Source organism: Flavobacterium humi, assembly GCF_004745595.1.
In the GTDB taxonomy this organism is placed as follows: domain Bacteria; phylum Bacteroidota; class Bacteroidia; order Flavobacteriales; family Flavobacteriaceae; genus Flavobacterium; species Flavobacterium humi.
The window spans coordinates 326093-350395 of sequence record NZ_SRLH01000001.1 but is presented as its reverse complement, the minus strand read 5'-3'; the positions used below and the strand labels follow the sequence as shown (position 1 = coordinate 350395).

Here is a 24303-nt window from a genome sequence, read left to right as displayed (position 1 = left end):
TTTGAAAAGAAACTTTAGTTTTTATTGAGTTGTTTTGGAAAACACAGAAAATACTTGGTCACTTGTTTTGATAATGCTTTGAGCGATAATTGATCGGAAAGCAAGGCAACATCCTCAATTCCTCCATCTTTTTTGAGTATCCTGATCGGTTCGGCAATCTTGCTGTAGGCCTGGTTTTTGATTTTGCCTTTAAACACAAAATACTTAGCCTCCTGAATACCAACGCCATACTCTTCCGAAAATTGTCCTGCCAGCTCCTGGACTTCTGCCAAAGAGAATTTTTCCTCGCCCATCTTAATTTTCAGCAAATCCCGGTTGATGATCATTTTGCTCAGCGAACTCAGCACAAAATCATCATGGAACTGCCAGTTTTTTATAGCCCCGATAATATCGGAATCATCCAATTGGGCAAATTTATTGAGCGTATCTTCCGTAAAATCCTTCAATGCGATTTTATTTTCAATAAAAAAGAACAACGGTTTGCTGCATTCTATCACGATGCCTTTCTGATACAGCTCTTTGGCCCTTTTTAAGGTTTTGGTCAAAATCAATTCGGCCACCAGGCTGGTTTTATGCAAATACACCTGCCAGTACATCAGCCTTCTGGCCATCAGGAATTTTTCAACAGAATAAATACCCTTTTCCTCAATAACCAAAACATCATCCACAACATTCATCATCTGGATCAGGCGGTCCGAATTTATTTTCCCTTCTTCCACCCCCGAATAGAAACTGTCCCTTTTGAGATAATCCATCCTGTCCATATCCAATTGGCTTGAAATGAGCTGAAGCATGAATTTCCTATGGTATTCCCCTTTGAATATCTGGATGGCGAGGCTTAGTTTTCCTTCAAATTCGGCATTAAGCCGGTCCATGAACAACAACGAAATTTCCTCATGGTGCACGTCTTCGGCGATACTGTGTTCCATCGCATGCGAAAACGGCCCGTGCCCTATGTCATGGAGCAAAATGGCAATATAAAGCGCGTTTTCCTCTTCCTTGGAAATCTGTGTGCTTTTAAACCGAAGCACCTGGATGGCTTTCTGCATGATATGCAAACAGCCCAAAGCATGGTGGAAACGGGTATGGTTCGCACCCGGATAAACCAAATAAGACAAGCCCATTTGGGAAATCCTGCGTAAACGCTGAAAATAAGGATGCTGGATTAAATCGTAAATTAATGGGTCCGGAATGGTTATAAAACCATATATAGGGTCGTTGAAAATTTTTAGCTTATTGGTATTGCTCACAAAAAATTGATTTATACAAATATAGGAATTTGATGTATTGAAAAAAGAAACCCTTTTGAAATAAACTTCAAAAGGGTCTTGTTTTTGGATTATAATATTACCAGATAATCACTCTGTCTTTTTCTGCCTGGCGCATTTTGCTTCCTTCCTTGATGTTGAAAGCCTTATAAAACTCAGGAATGTTGCTTAGCGGCCCGTTAATCCTGAATTTCGCCGGAGAATGCACATCGGTCATGATTTGCTGTGACAACGACTCGTTCTTGATGTTAACCATCCAGGCATATCCGTAGGCCAGAAAATAACGCTGGTCAGGGGATAATTTGGCAATTTTCTGATTTTCCTTGTATTGTGCCGTTTTCTTGAAGGCTTCATACCCCATTACCACACCACCAAGGTCGGCAATGTTTTCTCCTTGTGTGGCATCACCATTCACAAATTTGCCCGGCAATGCTTCATATTTATTGAACTGGGCCACAATCAGTTTGGTTTTTTCCTTGAATTTCTTCAAATCTTCCTTAGTCCACCAATTGTTCAGGTTACCGTTTTCATCATACTGGCTTCCCTGGTCGTCAAAACCATGCGTGATTTCGTGCCCGAAAGTCGAACCTCCTATAATCCCGTACAAAATAGCGTCATCCGGCATTCTTCCTTCATATCCCGGAACCAATATGTTACAGGCAGGCACTACAATTTCATTATTGCTAGGGTTGTAATAAGCATTGTAGGTTTGCGGATACATGCTCCATTCCGTACGGTCAACAGGTTTGCCATATTTGGAGATCATATAATTGTAATCCCATTTATTCACAGCCATCACATTAGCACAATAAGAACCTTTGTCAATAGTAACGGAACTCATGTCTTTCCATTTGTCAGGATACCCTACTTTCATGACAATTTTTGAAAGTTTGTTCAATGCCTTTGCTTTGGTCTGGGCACTCATCCAGTCCAGTTTCTTGATATGCTCGGCATATACGTCGCGGATATTGTTGCCTATCTCCAATAGTTTTTCTTTCGTTCCTTTTGGCAGGTATTCCTCAACATACACCTGTCCTATCAATTCTCCCAAAGAACCGTCGGTTTGTTCCACCACACGTTTCCATCTTGGTTTTTGCTTGGCGACACCGCTCAGGACAGTCGCGTAGAATTTGAAATTCTGCTTTTCGATATCGCTGCTTAGGAAAGACGCATAACTGTTTACCAAATTCCATTTCAGGTAGGTTTTCCATTCTTCAACAGAATACGACGTTACCATTTTGTCTAAAGAAGCATAAAACTCCGGCTGCCCAACTATCACAGAATCTGCTTTAGCAACAACATTAAGCTGCGGCAAAACCTTGTTCCAGTCAATATTAGGTGTCATTGCCTTAAATTTCCCAATGGCCATTTTATTGTAATTCTTTACCGGATCCCGAAGTTCTTCCAACTTTCTGGAAGCCCTGGCCAAATCCGTTTCAAGCTTCATGATCACTACAGCGTTTTTCTTTGACACATCGGCATCATTACCCATCAGTTTTGACATCGCTTCCATATGCTTCACATATTCCGCACGGATGTTGGTGGTTTCCGCATCGGTATTGAAATAATAATCCCTGTTCCCCAAACCTAATCCGCCCTGGGAGAAAAACAAAGCATATTTCGTACTTATCTTATCGTCCTGGCCCAGGTAGAAACCAAAAGCAGGGCTGGTCCCGATAGTATGCATATAAGCAATTGTATTAAGTAAAGAAGGTACGTCTTTTACAGCATCAATTTTAGCCATTTCCTTTTGTAAAGGATTGATGCCGGCTTTGTCAATGGCAATAGTATCCATCCCTGAGGCATAAAAATCCCCTATTTTTTGCTTGTTGCTTCCTTTTTCGGCCTTCGCTTGTGCAGATTTCTCACAGATCTGCATGATTTGGTTATTGATGGTATCCTGTATGGTCCTGAAAATACCATTGCTTCGTTCCGAATCCGGGATTGGGTTTTTGCCAAACCACCCGCCATTGGCATACATAAAGAAATCATCCGCAGGATTTACCAAAGTATCACGGTTGGTAAACAAGGCATCCGGCGCATTTGGATCAAATTCTTTTTCTTTTTTACAGCCGGTAGCCAACAAAGCCACACCCGAAAAAAGCAAGACAAGAGTGTTCAATTTCATAGTTAAGTTAATTTGATTTAGGCGGCAAATATATGATTTTATGAGAAGCATAAGAAAACGGGCGCCTTTTTTGAAGCATTTTTTTGTACTATTATCCTTAGAAATATGTAAAAACAGGCAAATGAAGGCTTCAACAGTTTTGAATTTAATTATAACTAATACATTTTCAATAGAATATGTTATTTGACTGCTGTTTTTGCTGCTTATTTTCCGCTATAGGATTTCTTCCTGATCCAATTCCTACTACTTGCTCTTAAAGTGCTCTTAAAGTGCTCTTAAAGTGCAGTTAAAGTGCAGTATCCCTTTTCAGGAAGCTTTCAACAATAGCAAAACGTACTGTGGCCCCTTCTTTTGCCGTATCAGGCGCACCAGGCAAATCCACTTGCCTATAACAATATAAAATCCCTTTTTTTACAATATTTTTATGAATCCTGTGTTTAATTAATAGTAAATTGCAACAGAAATTAAACCGTTATGAGTATAAAAATCCTTTGGGTCGATGATGAAATCGATTTGTTAAAGCCACATATATTATTCCTCGAAAAGAAAAACTACAACGTAACCACCTGCAATAACGGGCGCGATGCTGTCGATTTGTTCCAGGAGGAAAACTTCGATATTGTTTTCCTGGATGAAAATATGCCCGGGATGAGCGGGCTGGAAACCTTATCGGAAATGAAGGAAAAAAAGTCCTCCACTCCTGTCATCATGATCACAAAAAGTGAGGAAGAGTATATTATGGAAGAGGCCATCGGCTCTAAAATTGCCGATTACCTGATCAAACCGGTCAATCCGAACCAGATTCTCCTCAGCTTGAAAAAGAACCTAGACCACTCCCGCCTTATTTCAGAAAAGACCACTTTGGATTACCAAAAGGAATTCCGTAAGATCGCTATGGAAATGTCCATGGTCAATTCCTATGAAGAATGGGTGGAACTCTACAAAAAACTCATATTCTGGGAACTGGAACTGGAAGACATAGACGACCAGAACATGTTCCAGATCCTCGAGTCCCAGAAAGCCGAAGCCAATTCGCAATTCGGGAAATTTATCGAGAAAAACTACGAAGACTGGTTCGAACCTAAAGCAGACAAACCGATACAATCGCACAATCTCTTTAAGGAACTGGTAGTACCGGAGCTTAAAAAGCCGGAAAACATACTCTTTGTCGTAATTGACAACCTTCGTTACGACCAATGGAAAGCTTTTGAAAACGTAGTCAACAACCATTACAAGTTAGAAGCCGAAACCCCTTATTTCGCCATCCTTCCTACTGCCACACAATACGCCAGGAATGCCATCTTCTCGGGCCTATTGCCTCTTGATATGGAAAAACAGTTCCCGCAATATTGGAAAAACGATGTGGAAGACGGTGGAAAAAACCTATACGAAGCCGAATTCCTGACTGCACAGCTCAAACGCCTGGGGCTCAATATCAGCCATGAGTATTTCAAGATTACCAATTTTGCCAACGGAAAGAAACTAGCAGAGAACTTCAAAGCCTTGAAAGACAACAAGCTGGTAACTGTCGTATATAATTTTGTCGACATGCTTTCCCACGCCAAAACAGATATGGACGTCGTAAAGGAACTTGCCTCCGATGACAAGGCTTACCGTTCCCTAACCCTGAGCTGGTTCAAAAACTCACCTTTACTGGAAATCATACAGCAAGCCCAAAGACTTGGCTTTAAGCTTATTATCACTACAGACCACGGGACAATCAATTGCAAAAGCCCTTCCAAGGTAATTGGGGATAAGAACACCAGCCTGAATTTAAGGTACAAGACCGGACGTAGCTTAACCTATGAAAACAAAGAGGTTTACGCTGCCAAAGACCCTAGGAAGATCGGTTTGCCTATCATCAACATGACCAGTTCGTATATTTTTGCCAAAAACGACTATTTCCTGGCCTATGTCAACAATTACAACCATTACGTCAGTTATTACCGAAACACTTACCAGCACGGCGGGATTTCACTGGAAGAAATGATTGTTCCCTTTTTAGTTTTTAGTCCTAAGAAATAATGAAGATCGAATTCAACCTTGACCAAATAAGCGAAACCGCTGAAAAAATATTGGCCCAAAACCCCGAAAAAGTAATCCTTTTTCATGGGCAAATGGGAGCCGGCAAGACTACTTTTATCAAATCCTTATGCGAAAAACTAGGCATTGAAGACCCAATAAGTAGCCCAACCTTTTCTTTAGTTAACGAATACCAAACCACTACAAATCAGGTAGTTTACCATTTTGATATGTATCGGTTGAAAAACCAAACCGAAGCACTGGACATGGGAATAGACGAATATCTGTATTCCGGCAACTGGTGCTTTATTGAATGGGCGGAAAACATCCCGGATTTAATCCCTGAAAAACATTCTATCATTACCATTTCTGTTTTAAATGACGGTAAAAGATTGATTGAGCTTCAATAATTATGAGATTTTTTGTAATTTGTGCCAAATAATAATCGCATCATGGCCATTACCCCTTTTAGCAAACAACAATTACTTCCGCAAGAAGAAAAGCTTGAAATCGCTAAACACAAAAGTGAATTATTTGTAGGGATTCCGAAAGAAACTTCTTACCAGGAACGCCGCATTTGCCTGACTCCGGACGCTGTGAATGCGATCACTTCCCACGGCCATAGGGTTTTAATCGAAGCCGGAGCCGGAGAAAACTCAAGCTATTCAGACAAAGATTATTGTGATGCCGGGGCAGAAATTACCAACGATACCCAAAAAGTCCTAAGCTGCCCCATGATATTAAAAGTGGAGCCGGCAACTTTAGCCGAAATCGAAATGATGAACCAGGAGACCATCATCATTTCCGCCATACAGCTAAAAACAAGGAAAAAAGAATATTTCGAAGCCCTTAAAAAGAAAAAAATAACCGCTCTCGCCTTCGAATACATTAAAGACGAAGACGGGTCCTTTCCTGCCGTAAAATCCTTAAGCGAAATTGCAGGAACGGCTTCTGTACTTGTTGCCGCAGAATTAATGACAGCCAGCAAATCCGGAAACGGGCTGCTCTTGGGTAATATTACAGGCGTACCACCAACCGAAGTGGTAATCCTGGGCGCCGGCACCGTTGCAGAATATGCCGCAAGGACCGCTATCGGGCTTGGTGCCAGCGTAAAGGTTTTTGACAATTCCATTACAAAACTGCGTCGTTTACAGAACAACCTGAACCAAAGGATCTTCACCTCGACCATTCAGAACAAAGCCCTTATTAAAGCATTAAGACGTTGCGACGTGGCTATTGGCGCTATGAGAGGGAAATACAGGACACCTATCGTGGTTTCTGAAACCATGGTCGAACATATGAAAAAAGGCGCTGTAATTGTCGATGTCAGCATTGATACGGGAGGCTGTTTCGAAACTTCCGAAATTACAACCCACGAAAACCCGACGTTCATCAAAAACGGTGTTATCCATTATTGTGTACCTAACATTCCATCGAGGTATTCTAAAACCGCTTCGCTTTCCATCAGCAATATCATCACCCCTTACCTACTCAAAATAGCCGACGACGGAGGTATTGAAAGCGCTATTCGCTGCGATAGCGGCCTTAAAAACGGCGTATACTACTATCATGGCATCTTGACAAACAAAACCATCGGGGAATGGTTCGATTTAACATACAGAGATATTAACTTAATTGTGTTTTAAGCTTTATTCTTCTTACTTTTGCAGGAAAATTAATTCTTATGAAGTTTGCTTACAGATTGAGTTACTACCTTTTTGGATTTGTAGTGGGTTGCGTGTTTCTATTTTTCGTTTTAAACCAAAAACACACCCGCTGTACTTATTTCCCAAATGACAGGGTTTTAAACAATATCAGGACAAAACCTTTTGTCTATTCGGATGTTGCCGTAAAGAAAATCGCCGAAGACTGGCTGGATACCATCGATGTTAAAAATACTTTAGAGTATGGCGATGTTGATTTTGACAGGAGCAACATTAAGTTTTCGAACGGGAAATTGTATACCATCATAGGAAAAACAACTAAAAACCAGCCTATTGAAGTTATTATTGAGAATTATGACGACAGGGCCGTCTTAAGAGATATCAAAAAACAATAATTATTTAAAAAAACAGTTGTTTTTATAAAATCAAACTGTATATTTGCAGTCCTATTACGGGCGATTAGCTCAGCTGGTTCAGAGCACCTCGTTTACACCGAGGGGGTCGGGGGTTCGAACCCCTCATCGCCCACAAAAAAAGCACTCAAATCGAGTGCTTTTTTTATTTACAGGCAATAAAGAAACCGCCTTCAAGCGGCCTCTAATTTAGGTTCTAAATAGTATCTTTAAACAGATGCTGCCGCCTGGCGGATAACATCAATCACAACTTCGGGCTGTGAAAGCATCGGCACGTGGCTACTTACAATCTCGGTTACTTTCGCCCCCATTCTTTTAGAAACCCAGCGTTGCAGGTCCGGATGGACAGTATGGTCTTCCGTACATAAAATATACCAGCTTGGCATTCTATCCCATGGTGTTTTTGCGATTTTTTGTTGAGTGAACAAATCATGTGCAGGTGCATAATGCGTGGCCCATACTAACTTTTGCTCTTCCGCAGAAAGATCTCCGGCAAAGAATTCGGTTCCTGACGGAAGCATCCAGGCGCGGCCATCTGCCACTTCAACACGTGTGAAAATGTCTGAAGGGTATTTCTCAAGTTGCTCCTGTACAGTTTCGCCAACAGCAGGCGCTACAGCGGCAATATACACAAGCCCAACCACACGTTCATCACTTGCAGCAGCTGTAATTGTTGCTCCGCCATAGGAGTGGCCAACAAGAATAACAGGACCGCCAACGCGGTTAATCGTACGTTTAACTGTTGCTACATCTTCTTCAAATGAGTCTAACCCATATTGAACTGCAATTACATCATGCCCATCGGCTTGCAACGAAGGGATTACCTTGCTAAAGCATGAACCATCTGCCCAAATTCCGTGGCAGAAGACGATTTTAGGTTTTTTTTCTAATGTCATAATCTTTAAATTTTAATAAAGTTAAAAATTAGCATTTGAGAAAAAGTTAACTTAAGTTAACTTTTCCGTTCAGAAACCCTTTTCCTTATCCTACACAATGATTGAAATTCTATTCCGAGGAACGATGAGATATCTTTTAGAGTCACAACATTAAAGATTTCCGGGGCGTCATCGATCAACTTTAGATACCGTTCTTCCGGAGAAAGGTCATAATAGCCTAAAAATCTGTCTTCCACTAATTTATAAGCGTATTCTGCAAACAATCTCCCCACTTTTTCCCATTCGATCGAACTCTTGTACAATCTCTGAAGATCGTCATAACTTATACTGATTATTTCTGCATCAGTAATTGCCTCAATATCATAGTCACACGGGATTTGCTGAACAAAACTCACAAATGAAACAAGAGTCTGCCCCGGAGGGTGCAAAAAAACATTTCTCTGCTCACCATCAGGGTCTACCTTATACGTCCTAAAATATCCATTTAATATAAAAGATGATGTTCTGCAAATGCGCCCACATTTGTTATATTTTTCTCCTTTGCTATACGACTTTGTCTGCCACATATTTGTTGATAAAGAGAAGGCATCTTCTGATAAATTACAGCAGAGGCTTAAAAACTGCCTTGCTGCTTGCAGGTTATCCATATCGAAAATAATTTTGATTATATTTTTTTATCTTAAAGTAGGCATAACAAATTTAGCATATAAAATCGGTTTAAGCATTGCTTACTATTATATTTGACTTTCAGTGCTTTACAAAAAATCAACAGCAATCTGTTCTTTCGAATGAATTCAAAGCTTCGTCAAAAGTTTATGTAATGCGACTAAAATTAATGTGTAAGATTAATAAGAACAAATCTTTTAAAATAGTCGCCGATTATTATTCGGAAAGCCTATTCACGAAGCCAAACCATACTCATAGGCATAAAAAAACTCTTTAATTACTTAAAGAGTTTTATTTTATTTCAAATACCGTTCCCGAATCACTTTCTGATGATGGATGGCATGCCCTGAAATTATAAATCCGAGTGCCAGGACCTTAATTTCGTGCCCGGAAGCCGTACCTTTATTAGAAAGCATTCCTTCTGAAAAACTCTCAAATAATTTGATTGTTGATTTCCTAACCAACAGGAATTCCTGCAGCAAATCGCTCATTTCCCTTTTATCGGATTCGCTAACAGGGACATAATCGTTTTCTTCAAATCCAGGAACAGGTGTTTTATCAAAACGGGCAAACCGCAAGGCGCGATAGGCGAAAATACGTTCGGCATCTATAATGTGCTGTACGATTTCCTTAATAGACCATTTTTCCGGCTGGTAGCGGTATTCATGCTTTTCGGAAGGGATGTCTTCAATAAACTGAACAAAATCAGTCATGTTTTCTTCCAAAGCTTCAATGCAATCCTCTTCTTCCACCTGATCGATGTATAATGAATAATAAGGAGCATAATCGGTTTCAAGTAAATTTTTCATACTTTAAAAATAAAAAAAAAGACCTTAAAAAAGGTCTTTAGGAATTACATATTTTTAAAAATCGTATGCATCAGTCTTTTTTTGTCGTTGATGCTTTCATCAAGGGAAATCATCGTTTCGGTCCTGTACACACCATCAATATCATCAATCATGTAAATTACGTCTTTTGCATGTTTTGTATCCTGAGCTCTTATTTTACAAAAGATATTAAACTTACCTGTAGTCACGTGAGCAACCGTTACGTAAGGAATTTCGTTGATTCTTTCCAATACGAATTTCGTTTGGGAGGTATTATTCAAAAACACACCAACATATGCGATAAATGAGTAACCTAACTTTTCATAGTCAAGGGTTAAGGAAGAACCTTGAATAATTCCTGCATCTTCTAATTTTTTTACTCGAACATGTACAGTCCCTGCTGAAATTAACAATTTTTTTGCGATGTCTGTAAATGGAATTCTTGTATTATCAATTAACATGTCAAGAATTTGATGGTCAACTTCATCTAAACGAAACTTACTCATAATTAGCTATTTAATATTATATTTTCTTTAGTAATAAAACTCAAAAATTAAATTTTGATTAAAATAGTAACAAATTTATTACATTTTCATCAAACCATTAACAAATTCTATGTTTTTATTTAAATAAAAATCCGCTTTTTTGTTAATAATTGGAACATTATTGGTATCGTCCGAGTAAATTCCGCCGTTTCCGTCATATTCCTGGTGTCCGAAATGCTCTATTTCCTCACCTACTTCGGTAAAGAACGCTTCAAACACGATTTTATTATCAACCAGTTTTTCTTTGTAATGGGCGGCAAAGTTAGTGATTATATTTAATGAATTGCAAATTATTTTGAATTTTCTATAAACAAAGTCGTAAAAAATAGCCTTATTTTGAGGAATGTTTAAATACAATTCGATATTTTCATCAGAATTGATGTTTTCATAACAATTTAGCAAGCTTGACAGGAATGCGATGAAGATATATTTCCGGGTTTCCTCCCTTTGGTAATCTTCCTGAAAATGACCGGCTTCGAACAAGATTGTAGGAACATTCAACGATTGAAACATATCTCCTATACAATTGATATTAAACGAGTCATCAAAACGCCCTACCTGGTTAGGAATGTGTTTTTGCAGTTCCCGATTCATAGCCACAATAATATTGATTGCTTTTTGCCGGACAGCATTAATATCCCTGTTTTCATTGTAGGCCGGCGCCAAAAAAGACACCGTAGCCGGATTCCTTGTTTCTCCGGCCGCAAAAATAGTTCGCTGATCGTGCAGGTTATAGCATACATCAGGGTTGAAAGTTTCGAACATTTTCCTTATAAGCCTGCTTTCCGGTTGCGACAGGTTTACCGAATCCCGGTTTAGATCAATTTCATTGGCATTTACGCGAGTATAAGCCTCGGCACCATCCGGGTTTAATATCGGGATACATAATAAGGTGTATTTATTTTTGATAAGGGTCGATTCCGGGCTGTCAGTCTTCAAGAAACTAAACAGGTCAAATAATGCCTTAGTTGTTGTCGATTCATTTCCGTGCATTTGGGACCACATCAATATCTTGGTTGTTCCGGTGCCGACAGTAACAGCATAAATAGGTTTTCCTTTTACAGATTTACCGATGGTTGAAACCTCAAATTCAGCCGGAAGCCCCTCAAGTATCGGCTCAATATGGTCGTTTGCAATATACCTGCCGAATAATTTTGATTCTTTGATTTCTGAGAATAATGTAATAAAATCCATAGCCTGTTTTTCTATTTACAAAAGTAAACATCTTATTTTTTACAATTGTAAACAAGAGAAAATGCAGGTTTAATTACTTTTGTAAACAGTTTTAATTGCCGTTGATAAACCTACGCAACACTTAGTAATATATTAAATTTACAAATGCATTATTCTAATTTAAAGTTTTAAATATCAAATACTTAAAGTGTTTTATATAAACTTAAATAATAACTTATTATCCTTTTTACAATTGTAAAATAGGTTATTTCATTTCTTTTGTTTACATTTGTAACTTACAATCATTACTAAATTAATTTACAATGGTAAACATTGATGATTTTATTAAAAGACTTGAAATAATCTTGGATTATTACTCCTTGTCTGCCTCTGCTTTTGCAGATAAAGTGGGTGTGCAAAGGTCCAGCTTGTCTCACCTTTTGTCTGGAAGGAACAAGCCAAGTCTTGATTTGATTTTAAAAATTGTAGAGAATTTTCCGGAAGTAGATTTGTATTGGATCTTAAATGGAAAAGGTAATTTTCCAAAATCTGAAAGTAATCATGATAGTTTTCCAGTCTCTGCCACCCTAACTGAAAAAGATGCAGCCCCGGAAACCAAAACGGAAAATCAGCCTGATTTATTTTCGGATGATCCTATGCCTGAAAAAAATCGCGTAAATGAAAATTTTTTAAATAATTTTTCAAATACGCGAATTTTGGACAATCCCCAAAACAATCCGGAAATTGACCGAATTGTGGTTTTTTATAAAAACGGGACGTTTAGGAACTATACTCCCGAATGATTATTTTTTGGAACAAAACTATATTCAGGAATCCTACCGGTAACACCGACGTAGTTTTTTCCTAAAGCTTCAAAATCTGCCTCTTTATTTCCGGTTGGGAAAAATGGCGCGGAAATTTTCACTTCCTTCTTACCAAAATCAAAAGCGATCGGGATTATCGGAATACCCGCTTGCAACGCGATGTAATAAAACCCGGTTTTCCATTCGTCTACTTTTTTCCGGGTGCCTTCCGGAGCAATGGCCAAACGGAAAGTTTCTTTGTTTTTAAAAACATCGGCAATGGCATCTACCTTATTTTCATTTTTTTTCCTGTTGAGCGGCTCGCCTCCCATCCATCGGAAATAGGCTCCAAAGGGAAATTGGAACAATTCTTTCTTCCCTACCCAATTCATTTCCAAGCCAATGATCCCTCTGGCAAAAAGGCCGATGTAAAAATCATGCCAACTCGTATGGGGCACAACAATCATAATGCATTTCTTAATTTCCGGAGAAAGGGTTCCTTTTATTTCCCACCCCATCAACCTGAAGAAAATAAATTGGTATATCTTTTTTTTCATAGCGAAAATTTGGCCAAAAATAGCATTATATTTACGAATAGAAAATGAAAAATAATGAATATCAAAAAGTTTTTAAGCTTCATTATCCCTATAAAAATACATCAAAAAAAATCGGAAATCAATACTAGCCTGGAAATTGCCTGGAATAACGGCCAATTGGTCCTGGATTCCAAGAACACCAATTTTTCGTATGGAAGCCTGCAAAAAGTATTAAAATTTGGGCTTTTGAAAATCGGTTTTGAAAAAGTGAAAGCGTGCAAACATATTGCCGTTCTTGGTGTTGCAGGCGGAAGCGTCATTAAATCGCTAATTGACGAAGTTGGCTATAAAGGGAAAATAACCGGAGTCGAACTGGATAAAGTTGCCATTGACCTGGCCAATCGTTATTTTGGGTTAGACCAAATTGAAAACCTGGAAATCATTATTGGTGACGCGCAAAGTTTCGTGCAGCAAACCACTCAGAAATTTGATTTGGTCATTATTGATATTTTCCAGGATAATGTAATGCCCGGTTTTTTGTTTGATGAAAAGTTCACCGCAAACATCCTGGATTGCCTTACTGAAACAGGAACCGTGCTTTTCAATACAATCGTATCGACAAACAGCGACCAGATCAGGAATGCCAATTACCTGCAACTGCTTGAGGACAAGTGCAAAACAATCCGGAAATTTTCAAATATTGAAGGAGATAATGAATTGTTTGTTTGGGAGAAATAAACCGTTAGCCGGTAATCTTCCTAAAAATCAAAAATATGCTCAATCTTAATTTTATCAGCATCTAACTGCAAAAGCAATGTATTCAGCTCTTTTACAGGAACTGCCAAAGCGATTCGTTCCATCTTCGGATTAGATGCAAATGGCTGTTTGAAAACAATTTGTGCATTTTTGATTGTTGTTTTTTCATCTGGTGAAACTAAAATCGTAAGCAATATGGCCGAATTATTCCCGGCTATTTCTTTAAAGATAAACCCATTTCTTGCCAAATCTACAATCGCGGGATTAAATTTGTCATAACGGGGAAGGCTTATTAATGCTGATTTGTCCGTATATTTTGTAATGATTTGTAAACCCGGAACCGCTACCGGAACCGAACTTACCAACACTTCGGTTGTAGGCAATGCCTGGTCATATACGGTTTCTGTGCCCAGCCCTATTAGTTTGCCATAAGCGAATTTTACCATTAACTCTGAAGTAAGCAGGTATTTGCGCTCCATTTTCCGAAAAAAATGATTTCCCAAAAAAGAAGGTTCAGACCAAAAAGAGACCAATTGGCTCTTGAAATCAAATTCATACCATGGCCTGTCTTTTATAAAATCAACATAGTCCTTCGCATACTTGGCATTAAACCGGTCTTCATCTGTAACGACCTGATCTGTATCTGTTAAGCGGCCTATTATTGTTTCATACCATGCTTTCATAGAATATTCCAGAGAAGCACTTGTCCCGATCACTCCTATCATAAAATGATAGCCTGTATTGGTAGGGAAATTATATTTTATCTGCTCATTTACAATGTAATACCCTTCCCAAATTTGCCGGGTATGGCTCATAAAAGGAAAGCCGGTGGATGTTTTCCTTTTGAAATAATCGGCCTGTTCTTCCGGGCTGAATACCAAATACCATTCCGGAAAAGTCAAGAATGTCTGATCGGCCGGGCGAATGCTTTTTAGTGGTGTTTGGGGGTTTTTGTTGATTTGCAGCCACTTCTTCTGTATCACCAATCCATTTCCCTGGGCAATAGTTGTCGGGTTTCTTTTTTTGGTAAAGAAAATGACAGCTGCCAAAATAAGGGAGCAAAATGTTAATATTCGTAAGCGTTTCATTTTTAAAGCTTTATAAAACCCATTAATGTATTGTCTGAAGGATCTCTCTCCTGCAATATCCGTTTGCCCATGTCCTGGAAACCATAACTTGAAATAATGGCGGCCCATTCTTCTACAGGTTTGAATGATTTGAATTCCGTCTTATCGATATCCCATGAAACCTTCAATCCTAAATTAAAAACGGTATGGACCAACGAAACGAATGTTGCCATTTCATCTGTTTTGACATCATGGTCCCTGATAATAAACAAACCGTCTTTTCTCAGGATCCTTTTAATCGATTTTAAATAACCTTCCAATAAATCAGGCGGGCAATGGTGCAGTCCTATGTGGCATGTTACCAGGTCTATGCTTTCATCGGCAATCTCCGCCTGGGTAATAGGCTGGTAATTGTTCAAATTGAAAAAACGCCCCATTTTCCTGAATTGCCCTCTTTCCATAATATCACCAATTGCGTTACTGGGCTCAATATCGTTGGTCAGGAAAATTTTACCTTTGAGTTTGATATGCTTTTTCAGTTCACTTATGTAGCGTCCGGTAGAACCTATTTCCAGATAGCCATCAATAGTGGTTTTGTTTCCCAGGAGCTGTAAAACCTGGTTTGACATTTCTTTTTTTTGCTTTTTCAAAGCTGGCAAAGCGAAAGTCAATTCGGAAAGGAATGGCTTAATTTTAGGCAAATTATGCTGCACGGACCTGAATATTTCCTCATCCGAAACTTTCTCTTTGGCGGTTTTGGCAATAAGGTGGTGAAATTTATCTTCAGGATACAGGTGGAAAATAACCTGCAAAAAACGGTAAAAATCATCACTCCATTTTGTATCTGAAAATACGGCTTTAAATTGCGATGGTTTATTGGTCATATTCATTTTGTTTAGGTTGGTAATATGTATCCCAGATTATATTTCTAAATTTATATTTCGGGTCCATTTTCGATTTTAATTCCATTAATCTTGCGGCGTCCGGATAAGCCTGATGAAATTGTGCATTCGTTGCATGGGCTTGGTAAGGCAAATAATAAGAACCTTCCACAGAGATGGCTGCATTTATCAGCTCTCTTGTCCATACTCCAACTTTGTTTTTTTCAACAGCATCTGTATTTTGCTTGTACCAAATTACAAAAGCAAATACTTCTTCCCTTGCCCATGCCAGTAATGAACCATCATCTTTATGGGCGTGCCTTATGGAAACATTAATCACATTTACTTTATGCCTGTGAAATATTTCACTCATCGCATCCGTAAATGTATCAAATTGCCCAACAGGAATAAAATACTCCTGTAAAACATAGGTATTGTGCTTTCTTGATTCGGGTTCTAATTCTGCTACATCATAACCGGCTTCGTAATTCCGCCAATGAACTTTAGTTTTGTAAAACAACAGCGGATCGTAAATATATTGCCTCCTCCATTTGCCAAATTTACTTTTACTGAAAGCTCCAATAAAATATCTTTCCAGCGGATAAGAAGCTTCAAGAGGCATTAATCGGTTTTTCTCCGTCGTATTTTTTTCTGTTTTTGCCCAACTGACCCCTCTTATTTTTTTAAAAGATGGAGGATACATGTCTCCATTATGAAAAACGATATCCTTATTCTCTCTTATTTTAGTAAAGAAAAAAGCCGGATAAGCCTTTCTATCTATCAGTGTATGAGTACGTTCTACCCTACTGTTTTCTTCCAGGTCGAACGTAGCACTGGCTATAACCCCAATCGCGTTATAACAGCCAATGGAAGCAAAAAATAAATCTGCATTTTCTTCCCGTGAAGCCTGTTTCAGTTCTCCGTTTTCTAAAATTATAGCTATCGATCTTACCGATAAAATAAGTGCGCCCAAACCTATATAACGGCCGTGGCAATTGACACTTAATGCTCCTCCTACGGTAAAATTGGCATAAGTCTGCATTGTTTTGACACTTAAACCAAACGGATCGATAAGCTTTTGAATATCACACCACCGGATTCCGGATTCGACTTCAATAGTTCTTTCTTCAACTGAAAAATTAATTATTCTATCCAGCTTTCTCATATTTATATGTAAGCTGTAAGGACTTGCCGTTTGCCCGCCCATGCTAAACCTTCCGCCTCCAATGGAGACAGGCCTATCTGCATTTTTAATTATGTCCTGAAGTTTTTCAATACTTTCCGGGGTTTCTATTCCCGACACAATTATCGGATTCAACTGCGTGACATCATCAATTATTCTTTCCTCTGGCTTCAAATCTGGAATCGTACCTGTATATTCGTTTTCAAAATAATCGGGAGCAAAATTTGGGTTATGCCCAAACTTGTTTTTACCCGCATTACTTTTTTTAAAAGCCAATAGATAGAACAAAACCAAAGGACCTAAAACCGGTATGAGGACAATCGCTAGAAATTTCCCTGAATAATTAGTGTCATGCAACCTTTTTGTTGCTGTTGCGATTACAGCCCAGAATAAAAAAGGGTATAATACGAGTGTGGCCGAATAGGAAATAGTCCATTCCAGAACATTGAAAAGAATGTAAAAGGCGGTCCATATAAAAACCGATACCGTAAAGTAAGTCAACCTGTTAATCCTGCCTTTGTTGGTAAACAGTAAATAACTTACTGGAAGTTTGTCTTTAAAAGCCATCACTTGACTTGGTTCTTAAGAATTTCCCTGGCCTTCTCCAAATCTTCTATGGTATCGATCCCAATGCCGGCGTGGGTAGTTTCCACCATTTTGATCCTTTTTCCATATTCCAGGTAACGGAGCTGCTCCAATTTCTCGGAAGCTTCCAGCGATAGCATCGGCAAACGGTAAAAATCCAACAAGGCTTCTTTCCTAAAAGCATAGATACCAATATGTTTCATATACCTCACACCCACATTTTCTTCCCTCGGATACGGAATGACCGAACGTGAAAAATACAGCGCAAAACCTTTCTGGTCTACAATAACCTTGACATTATTGGGATTCTGGATTTCGGAAATATCTTTAATCTCAAACATAAGCGAAGCTAGGTCGACTTCCTTTTGTATGTCGTTTTTGAAAACTTCAATTACTTTTTCAAGCGGTTCCGCGTTGATGAAAGGCTCGTCGCCCTGGACATTGATAACGACATCAACCTCCATGTTTTCAATAGCTTCGGCGATTCGGTCGCTCCCGGATTCGTGTTCCTTGATGCTCATGATGGCCTTTCCTCCATTGGAAATGATTTCATTATAAATCTTATCTGAATCGGTAACTACAAAAACATCATCAAATAATTGAGTGTTTACCGCAGCTTCGTATGTCCTTACAATAACGGTTTTCCCTCCCAGGTCCTGCATCAGTTTTGCAGGAAATCGTGTAGAAGCATATCGGGCGGGGATAACGGCTATTATTTTCATGAAAAAGTATTTATTTTTTTATACTATTGAATTTATACAAACTGATGAATGACGACTACTTTTAATCCGCTGAAAAACTATCTTCTTTAAAACCAATGAGATACAGTTTATCTTTCGCTCTTGTAACAGCGGTATACAACCATCTGACATAATCCCTGTCAATTCCGTTGGGCAAATACGGCTGCTCTATAAAAACGGTATTCCACTGACCGCCCTGCGATTTATGGCACGTTATGGCGTAAGAAAATTTAACCTGTAAACCGTTAAAATATTCGTTTTCCTTTACTTTTTGGAATTTCCTGTATTTGGTGGTTTCCTGCTCATAATCTTTCATGACTTCCTCATAGAGCCTATTCGATTCTTCATAGGATAATGATGGCGATTCGCTCGAAATCGTATCCAGCAAAAGCACGGTTTCAAATGGTTTTTGGTTCGGATAATCGACCATCCGTATTTTTACCGAAGCAAATTTGAAACCATACAATTCCTTTATACTCCTGATTTCCAATACTTCAATAATATCTCCATTGGCTATGAATCCTGCTTCGTCACTGCCTTTGAGCCAAAAGTAATTATTTTTTACGACCATTAAAAAATCTCCGGTAGAAAGTTCGCTCTCCTTCCCTAATATCCTGCTCCGGATTTGTTCGTTATACTGATTGGCCCGTTTGTTGGAACGCACTATAAAAGCCGTATCTTCAATGCTATAATTGCTGTACGCGCTGTTGATCGCATCCTGGATATCGTACCCATCGACCAGGCGGACAATGTCTTTGAATCCCTTGAGGTCAAATTTGAATTCGGTAATAAAACTGTCTTTCAGCAAATCGCGCAACCCTGTGGCATTATGAAGGATTCCCGAATTTTCTTCCTGGCGCATGACTTCATCCAATTCTATCGAAAAAACCTCTTTGTCATAATGGATACTTAATGTTTCAGTATTTAAAGCAGGGCTTATATCTAGCTGAACCGGAGGTAATTGAGCCGTGTCACCTAACAAAATCATTTTACAGTTATCGCCGGAATATACATAAGAAATCAGGTCGTCTAAAAGAGAACCGTTTTCGTATAGTTTTGATTCGGTATTTACATCTGAAATCATGGAAGATTCATCCACAAAAAAGATAGTATTCTTATGTTTGTTGGGCTGCAGCGTAAAACTGACACCTCCGCCCGACCCTTTTTTAGGGAAATAAATTTTCTTATGGATGGTAAAGGCGGGTTTCTCCGAATAATTGGCTATTACTTTTGCCGCACGGCCCGTTGGAGCCAAAAGCACATATTTCTTGTTGATTTCCGTCAAATTGTTAACAATGGTGGAAATGACCGTGGTTTTTCCCGTTCCTGCATAACCTTTAAGGACAAAAACCTCGTTTTTATTCTTGTTTGTGATAAAATCAGCTATTTTCTGAAAAAAAATATCTTGCTTTACAGTGGGCCTGAACGGGAATCTTTTGTGTAAAATACTGTAAAACAGTTGGGAGTTCATTTTTATGCGGGTCTAAAATTATATTCCAAAGATACGCATGAAAATCATCCGGGCTATTCAATAAACTAAAAAAAATTGTAGCTTTGCTGATCAACGAATCAAATGCATAATGTCTTCCGCTAACGCTACCATTCTCGAAAAAAAATATAAAAATTTAGCCCTTCAGATTTCATTAACTGATGTTTCCTATTGCATAAAAGATACCTTGGACAATAGGATCATCCTGGCCGATAACATTGCGATTGATAATATTTCAAACCCGCACCAGATCGAATCCTCGTTGACAAAAATTTTCAATGAAACTCCTGCCCTGCAGAGCCCGTTTGATGAAATTACTGTTTTGCACAACAACAACCTGCTCACTTTTGTGCCTTCGGTTTTATTTGACGAAAATGTGTTAAGCAGTTACCTTCAATACAATACAAAGGTTTTTGAGTCCGATTTTTTTACGTATGATGCCGTGGCCAACTACGAAATGAACACGGTGTACATTCCTTATGTAAACATCAATAATTTCCTGATTGATTATTTTGGAAGCTTTAATTACAAGCATTCTTTTTCCGTTTTGGTCAAAAAAGTGCTGGATTGCTCCAAAAATATTGACGAACCCCAACTTTACATCCATATCCAAAAAGATAATTTCCAGATTGTTGCCGTAAAAAACCAGAAGCTATTGTTATTCAATTCTTTTGAGTATAAAACCGAACAGGATTTCATCTATTACATTTTATTTACAGCCGAACAATTGCAGTTAAACCCGGAAACCGTTCAGGTGAAACTCATCGGGAACATCAATACGGAAAGCGATTTATACAAGATTGCCTATAAATACATACGCAACGTTTCTTTCTTTTACGACAATTACAGTTTGCGGGATAATTTATCCAAATACGAATATTTACAGCACTTTACACTGATACACTCATGCGAATAATCTCCGGGAAATATAAAGGAAGGCGCATCAACCCGCCCAAAAACCTGCCGGTTCGCCCTACGACCGATATGTGCAAGGAAGCTTTGTTTAATATTCTTAACAACAACTTCAATTTCAACGGATTGCGTATTTTGGATTTGTTTGCCGGCACCGGAAGCATCAGCTATGAATTCGGTTCCAGGGGCTGCTCTCCTATTACCAGCGTCGACGGCGATATGGGTTGTGTCATGTTCATCAAAAAAACGGCCCACGAATTTGATTTTGATATTACAGCCATAAAAAGCGATGTATTCAAATTCCTGGAAAAAGCTAAAGGCACCTATGATATTATCTTTGCCGACCCGCCGTATGGAATGGACCAGTCTGCCTTTGAGAAAATCGTAACATTGGTTTTTGAGAATAATTTACTGGACAACGGCGGAATGATGATTGTTGAACATTCCAAATACACAAAATTGGAGCAATTGGATCATTTTTCGATGGAAAAAACGTACGGAGGTTCTGTTTTTACATTCTTTGAGCTGGAACAAGATGATGATGACGAAGAGGAAGAAATCGATTCGGACGAAGAAGAATACGACAGCTAGATTATCGGATCCTATTGGCGTTTTCATCAATATCTTTTTCTTTAAACCCTTGATTTTTAAGCTTCCCGAAAGAATATTTCACAGACAGGGACAACATGTGCGCATCTGAAAAATAACGGCCTTTCGCCATTACTGCATTAACCGTATAATTATCGAACGTATTGAGTTTCCTGAAAATATCCGTACAGCTCAAGGTACAGTCAAAATGCTGCAGGAAAGTCTTTGAAACAGTAGCGTCGAGCGTAAAAATCCCTTTCCTTTCAAAAATCCCTTCTTGCTGCCTGGTCAGCCCCCAACCGGTTACCATCAACGTAAATTCTTTTGGCAGTTTAAATGTATTGTTGGAATACCAATATCCGTAAGGCTTTGCTTGTCTTATAACTGCCGCATTGTCTTCAACTTTATTCAAAACCGCACTGAAAACATTGGTCGTGCTCCAGAAACGATAGCTGAAAGGCATCGTAAATTCGAAATTAAAACCGGATTCTTTTTCAAAATTGATAGGTTTTAGCGTTAGTAAATGCTGCGTATTGTCATAGATGCTTCCGTAATAAACCGGGTGTTTTTTTTGGATGTAACTGATCCCGATTGCCATTTCATTCCGCTGGAAATCTACCGTAATCTCATCGGTAAGCGAAGGATCCAGGTTGCTATTGCCAGAAAAGGCAAAATAAGGGTTTATGTAGGCGGTTGCCTGGCTTAGGGAAGAAAAATCGGGCCTTGAGATGCTTTTGGCGTACCTGAACGAAACCGATTTTGTGCTGTCAATGGGCAGTTCGGCTTCTAATTTCGGGAAAATATCGGTATAATTCCGAGCAACCAGTATTCCTTTTTCAGATTGGATTTTTCCCTTCACATAAGTATTTTCGGCCCGCAATCCCAAAGTGTAGCGCCATTTTTTCAGCGTCCCTGAAAATTGGGAATAGGCAGCACTGTTCCTTTCCTTATACAGGTATTGCGTATCTGTTTTGCCTTCAGGGTTGAAGTTTTCAGTCAAAGAGCCGTTATCCGAACGGGCCTGCAGAAATAATGCTCCCAGTTCCAGCTTTGTTTCATTTTTGAATTTTTTCTCAAAATCTGCCCTTCCGGAAAAAACCGAAACTGCAAATTCCTGGTTCCTTTTTTGCACCGGCTCAAAACCGGTATCGTTGTAATTGTCATAAATCAGGCCAGACATATCCCGATTCAAATTAGTATATTGAAATCCTGTAAACAGCAGGCCTTCAATGCTTTTTAGAGCATGGTTGTAATTGAAAAATGCGCTGTAATATTGCCTGTCTTCGTTGTTCCTATTGGTTGTTGCAATCCTGTTTTCTATGTTTTGTATGTTGCTGTAAGTCATGGTTGTGATGTCAAACTTGTCTTTCTGCGTGCGGCAGCTAACATTAAAAGAAAGGTAATCATCTGCATTGATCTTATAAAAAATACCGCTGCCAAACACAAACTGCGGCCTTTTGGTTACCGCTTTAACCAAATAATCCATGGCAATTCCTTCACTTGGTATTAAAAAATCATTCCCGTTGCTTTCCCAGACTACGAGCTGGTTGTAATTGAAATTGCTCCGTATTTCCAGTTTGCCCTTTTTTATATCCAAATGGGTCCCAAAATAATTATTGAAGTATTTTTTAAAAGAAGCATTTTCGGTTATCATGGCTTTAAGGCCTTCCTTTTTACTCAATTTACGCGTTACTAAAATAACTGCCCTTCCGGCTGCTTCGTACTTGGATGAAGGATTTTGAAGTATTTCGATTGATTTTATGTCTTCTACGGCCAGCGAATTCAATTCGTTGATTTCCACTTTCTGGTTGTCGATATACAATAACGCCTGTCCTTTTCCTACCACATATATGCTTTCTTTGTCCGGGCTCACTTGTACCTTAGGCAATTTAGAGAGCAAATCCAGAGAATTTGAAACTGTTTTAAACGCACTATTTGGAATATCCAGTTTTATGTTTCCGTTTTTGATACTAACTGATTTTGCATTTCCTTTAACGGCAATTTCTTCCAATGGTGTGGCAAGAGTGTCTTTTTTGATTTCATTTTGGGAAAACCCGGCAATAGAAGCCGTTGCCGCAAGCAGCCCGATCCATACATTTTTCATCTTATTTTTTTATTGATTATTTAGCCAGGTTAACCAATCCCGGGCTACAACATCCCAATTTGTATCCTGGTTGCTATTCCCTTTCGCATCCGGCGAAAAAAAATTGTGTTCCAAACCTTCATAACGAATGAATTTAAAATTTTTCTTCCGCTCCCGGATCACTTCAATCTGGAACAAGTCATTGTAGCCGGCGGCAGGATCTTCTGTACCATAGGTTATCAAAACGGGGATTTTCAACGGTATCAAATGCTCTCTTTGCGGCATCGAAAAACTATACGTTGCTTTATAAGTATCACCACCTTCATAATTTATAATATTTTCATTTTGAACAACTTCCTTCCAATACTCTAACATTTCATTTGCATTTCCGGATTGTTCCAAAAGGGTGGCTATCCGGCCAAAAGGGTTTCCGCCCGAGTAAATCAATTTTGTTATTTTAGGGTTGAGCGAAGCCATTTTCGCCGCTACGGAACTTCCTTCGGAATGACCTGCTACTGCCAATTCCGTTTTATCCACCCAACGTTCCCTATAAAGCTGTTTTAGGATAAAATTATTCCTGAAAACATAATAATCCAGGTAATTCCTGTCGGTATAAGCTTTTGGAGGAAGCTCTTTTTTGAAGTCTTTCAGGTACCTAAAATCCGGGGCCAGGTCATTCGCATTGGCTATAATGGGAACGCCAGGTTTGTCCACAATTATGATATGGTAACAGCTTAAAAGTGGCGATTCGTCAAAAGGAAGCACGCCAAACAATCCTTTTTCATCATAAATGACAACAGGCCTGGGCAAACTGCCCTGGCAGAAAAAAAACAACGGCTTCGGGATTTTCTCTTCTCCTTTTTTGGAAATCACAATCAAATCAACCTTATCATCCTGAAACTTGAAGGATAACTGCCGGTAACCAAAATCTTCCGGTTTTTTCTGGCTGGAAGCATAATTTTTTGAGATCAAGAGCATAACTATTATAATTTTCTTCATTAGACATTCCGTTTCAAATGCAAATGTGGGCGCAAATTTTGATTCCGAAAGTTAATGCTGGGTTAATGCTGGGTTAATG

23 protein-coding genes and 1 tRNA gene are annotated in these 24303 nt (G+C 38.9%); 9 read left to right on the top strand and 15 right to left on the bottom strand.

The annotated features are described in order from the left end of the window. Window positions 1–14: 14 nt before the first annotated feature. Window positions 15–1250, bottom strand: coding sequence for an HD domain-containing protein (locus E4635_RS01425; RefSeq protein WP_135524826.1), 1236 nt, complete (start codon window positions 1248–1250; stop codon window positions 15–17). Between the two features lie 97 nt (window positions 1251–1347). Next, window positions 1348–3396: a M13 family metallopeptidase gene (locus E4635_RS01420; RefSeq protein ID WP_135524825.1), complete on the bottom strand. Its 2049-nt coding sequence runs from the start codon at window positions 3394–3396 to the stop codon at window positions 1348–1350. A gap of 474 nt (window positions 3397–3870) precedes the next feature. On the opposite strand from E4635_RS01420, the gene porX reads away from it, so the two are divergent. From porX to E4635_RS01395, 5 genes are all read left to right on the top strand, one after another. Next, window positions 3871–5421 carry a T9SS response regulator signal transducer PorX gene (porX, locus tag E4635_RS01415; protein ID WP_135524824.1) on the top strand — a complete coding sequence of 517 codons (1551 nt, stop codon included), beginning with the start codon at window positions 3871–3873 and terminating at the stop codon, window positions 5419–5421. Further along, window positions 5421–5828: a tRNA (adenosine(37)-N6)-threonylcarbamoyltransferase complex ATPase subunit type 1 TsaE gene (tsaE, locus tag E4635_RS01410; RefSeq protein ID WP_135524823.1), complete on the top strand. Its 408-nt coding sequence runs from the start codon at window positions 5421–5423 to the stop codon at window positions 5826–5828. Before porX ends, tsaE begins: the two co-directional genes overlap by 1 nt. Before the next feature lie 42 nt (window positions 5829–5870). Continuing rightward, the gene (locus tag E4635_RS01405; RefSeq protein WP_135524822.1) at window positions 5871–7064 is read left to right on the top strand and encodes an alanine dehydrogenase; all 1194 of its coding nucleotides are present in this window, start codon (window positions 5871–5873) and stop codon (window positions 7062–7064) included. Window positions 7065–7102: 38 nt separating this feature from the next. Beyond that, window positions 7103–7477 carry a DUF4258 domain-containing protein gene (locus E4635_RS01400; RefSeq protein WP_135524821.1) on the top strand — a complete coding sequence of 125 codons (375 nt, stop codon included), beginning with the start codon at window positions 7103–7105 and terminating at the stop codon, window positions 7475–7477. 58 nt (window positions 7478–7535) lie between these two features. Beyond that, window positions 7536–7610 (top strand) — tRNA-Val (locus E4635_RS01395). A gap of 94 nt (window positions 7611–7704) precedes the next feature. Here the strand turns inward: E4635_RS01395 and E4635_RS01390 are convergent. The 5 genes from E4635_RS01390 to E4635_RS01370 form a co-directional block, all read right to left on the bottom strand. After that, on the bottom strand, window positions 7705–8391 hold the full coding sequence (locus E4635_RS01390; protein ID WP_135524820.1) for an alpha/beta hydrolase: 687 nt from the start codon (window positions 8389–8391) through the stop codon (window positions 7705–7707). Between the two features lie 56 nt (window positions 8392–8447). After that, a complete protein-coding gene (locus E4635_RS01385; protein ID WP_135524819.1) occupies window positions 8448–9038 on the bottom strand; it encodes a Crp/Fnr family transcriptional regulator in 591 nt (196 codons plus the stop codon). Between the two features lie 315 nt (window positions 9039–9353). Beyond that, window positions 9354–9866 carry a DinB family protein gene (locus E4635_RS01380; protein ID WP_135524818.1) on the bottom strand — a complete coding sequence of 171 codons (513 nt, stop codon included), beginning with the start codon at window positions 9864–9866 and terminating at the stop codon, window positions 9354–9356. A gap of 44 nt (window positions 9867–9910) precedes the next feature. Next, window positions 9911–10390: an Lrp/AsnC family transcriptional regulator gene (locus tag E4635_RS01375; protein WP_135524817.1), complete on the bottom strand. Its 480-nt coding sequence runs from the start codon at window positions 10388–10390 to the stop codon at window positions 9911–9913. Window positions 10391–10468: 78 nt separating this feature from the next. Then, a complete protein-coding gene (locus tag E4635_RS01370; RefSeq protein ID WP_135524816.1) occupies window positions 10469–11623 on the bottom strand; it encodes a M14 family metallopeptidase in 1155 nt (384 codons plus the stop codon). Between the two features lie 302 nt (window positions 11624–11925). Here E4635_RS01370 and E4635_RS01365 point away from each other — a divergent pair, with 302 nt between their 5' ends. After that, complete coding sequence (locus tag E4635_RS01365; protein WP_135524815.1) at window positions 11926–12405, top strand: helix-turn-helix domain-containing protein; 480 nt, start codon at window positions 11926–11928, stop codon at window positions 12403–12405. On the opposite strand, the gene E4635_RS01360 is transcribed toward E4635_RS01365, so the two are convergent. Further along, entirely contained in the window at window positions 12390–12962 is a 573-nt protein-coding gene (locus tag E4635_RS01360) for a 1-acyl-sn-glycerol-3-phosphate acyltransferase (protein WP_135524814.1), read from the bottom strand. The two genes, E4635_RS01365 and E4635_RS01360, sit on opposite strands and share 16 nt — an antisense overlap. A 54-nt stretch (window positions 12963–13016) precedes the next feature. Between E4635_RS01360 and E4635_RS01355 the strand changes: the two genes are divergently transcribed. Beyond that, the gene (locus E4635_RS01355) at window positions 13017–13679 is read left to right on the top strand and encodes a spermidine synthase (protein ID WP_135524813.1); all 663 of its coding nucleotides are present in this window, start codon (window positions 13017–13019) and stop codon (window positions 13677–13679) included. Window positions 13680–13699: 20 nt separating this feature from the next. Here E4635_RS01355 and E4635_RS01350 read toward each other — a convergent pair whose 3' ends face one another. From E4635_RS01350 to E4635_RS01335, 5 genes are all read right to left on the bottom strand, one after another. Continuing rightward, window positions 13700–14785, bottom strand: coding sequence for a hypothetical protein (locus tag E4635_RS01350; protein ID WP_135524812.1), 1086 nt, complete (start codon window positions 14783–14785; stop codon window positions 13700–13702). Between the two features lie 2 nt (window positions 14786–14787). Beyond that, a complete protein-coding gene (locus E4635_RS15790) occupies window positions 14788–15648 on the bottom strand; it encodes a methyltransferase domain-containing protein (RefSeq protein ID WP_211518713.1) in 861 nt (286 codons plus the stop codon). Then, window positions 15638–17395 carry an FAD-binding protein gene (locus tag E4635_RS01345; RefSeq protein WP_211518711.1) on the bottom strand — a complete coding sequence of 586 codons (1758 nt, stop codon included), beginning with the start codon at window positions 17393–17395 and terminating at the stop codon, window positions 15638–15640. The genes E4635_RS15790 and E4635_RS01345 overlap by 11 nt, the downstream gene beginning before the upstream one ends. Next, complete coding sequence (kdsB, locus tag E4635_RS01340; protein WP_135524811.1) at window positions 17395–18135, bottom strand: 3-deoxy-manno-octulosonate cytidylyltransferase; 741 nt, start codon at window positions 18133–18135, stop codon at window positions 17395–17397. Before kdsB ends, E4635_RS01345 begins: the two co-directional genes overlap by 1 nt. A gap of 61 nt (window positions 18136–18196) precedes the next feature. Continuing rightward, window positions 18197–19624 carry an ATP-dependent DNA helicase gene (locus E4635_RS01335; protein WP_135524810.1) on the bottom strand — a complete coding sequence of 476 codons (1428 nt, stop codon included), beginning with the start codon at window positions 19622–19624 and terminating at the stop codon, window positions 18197–18199. A gap of 109 nt (window positions 19625–19733) precedes the next feature. Between E4635_RS01335 and E4635_RS01330 the strand changes: the two genes are divergently transcribed. Further along, entirely contained in the window at window positions 19734–20558 is an 825-nt protein-coding gene (locus E4635_RS01330) for a DUF3822 family protein (RefSeq protein WP_135524809.1), read from the top strand. Beyond that, window positions 20549–21145, top strand: a complete 597-nt coding sequence (gene rsmD, locus E4635_RS01325) for a 16S rRNA (guanine(966)-N(2))-methyltransferase RsmD (RefSeq protein WP_135524808.1) — start codon at window positions 20549–20551, stop codon at window positions 21143–21145. The genes E4635_RS01330 and rsmD overlap by 10 nt, the downstream gene beginning before the upstream one ends. Window position 21146: 1 nt before the next feature. On the opposite strand, the gene E4635_RS01320 is transcribed toward rsmD, so the two are convergent. After that, window positions 21147–23246, bottom strand: a complete 2100-nt coding sequence (locus E4635_RS01320; RefSeq protein WP_135524807.1) for an outer membrane beta-barrel family protein — start codon at window positions 23244–23246, stop codon at window positions 21147–21149. 9 nt (window positions 23247–23255) lie between these two features. Then, window positions 23256–24224: an alpha/beta hydrolase family protein gene (locus tag E4635_RS01315; RefSeq protein ID WP_135524806.1), complete on the bottom strand. Its 969-nt coding sequence runs from the start codon at window positions 24222–24224 to the stop codon at window positions 23256–23258. Window positions 24225–24303 lie beyond the last annotated feature (79 nt).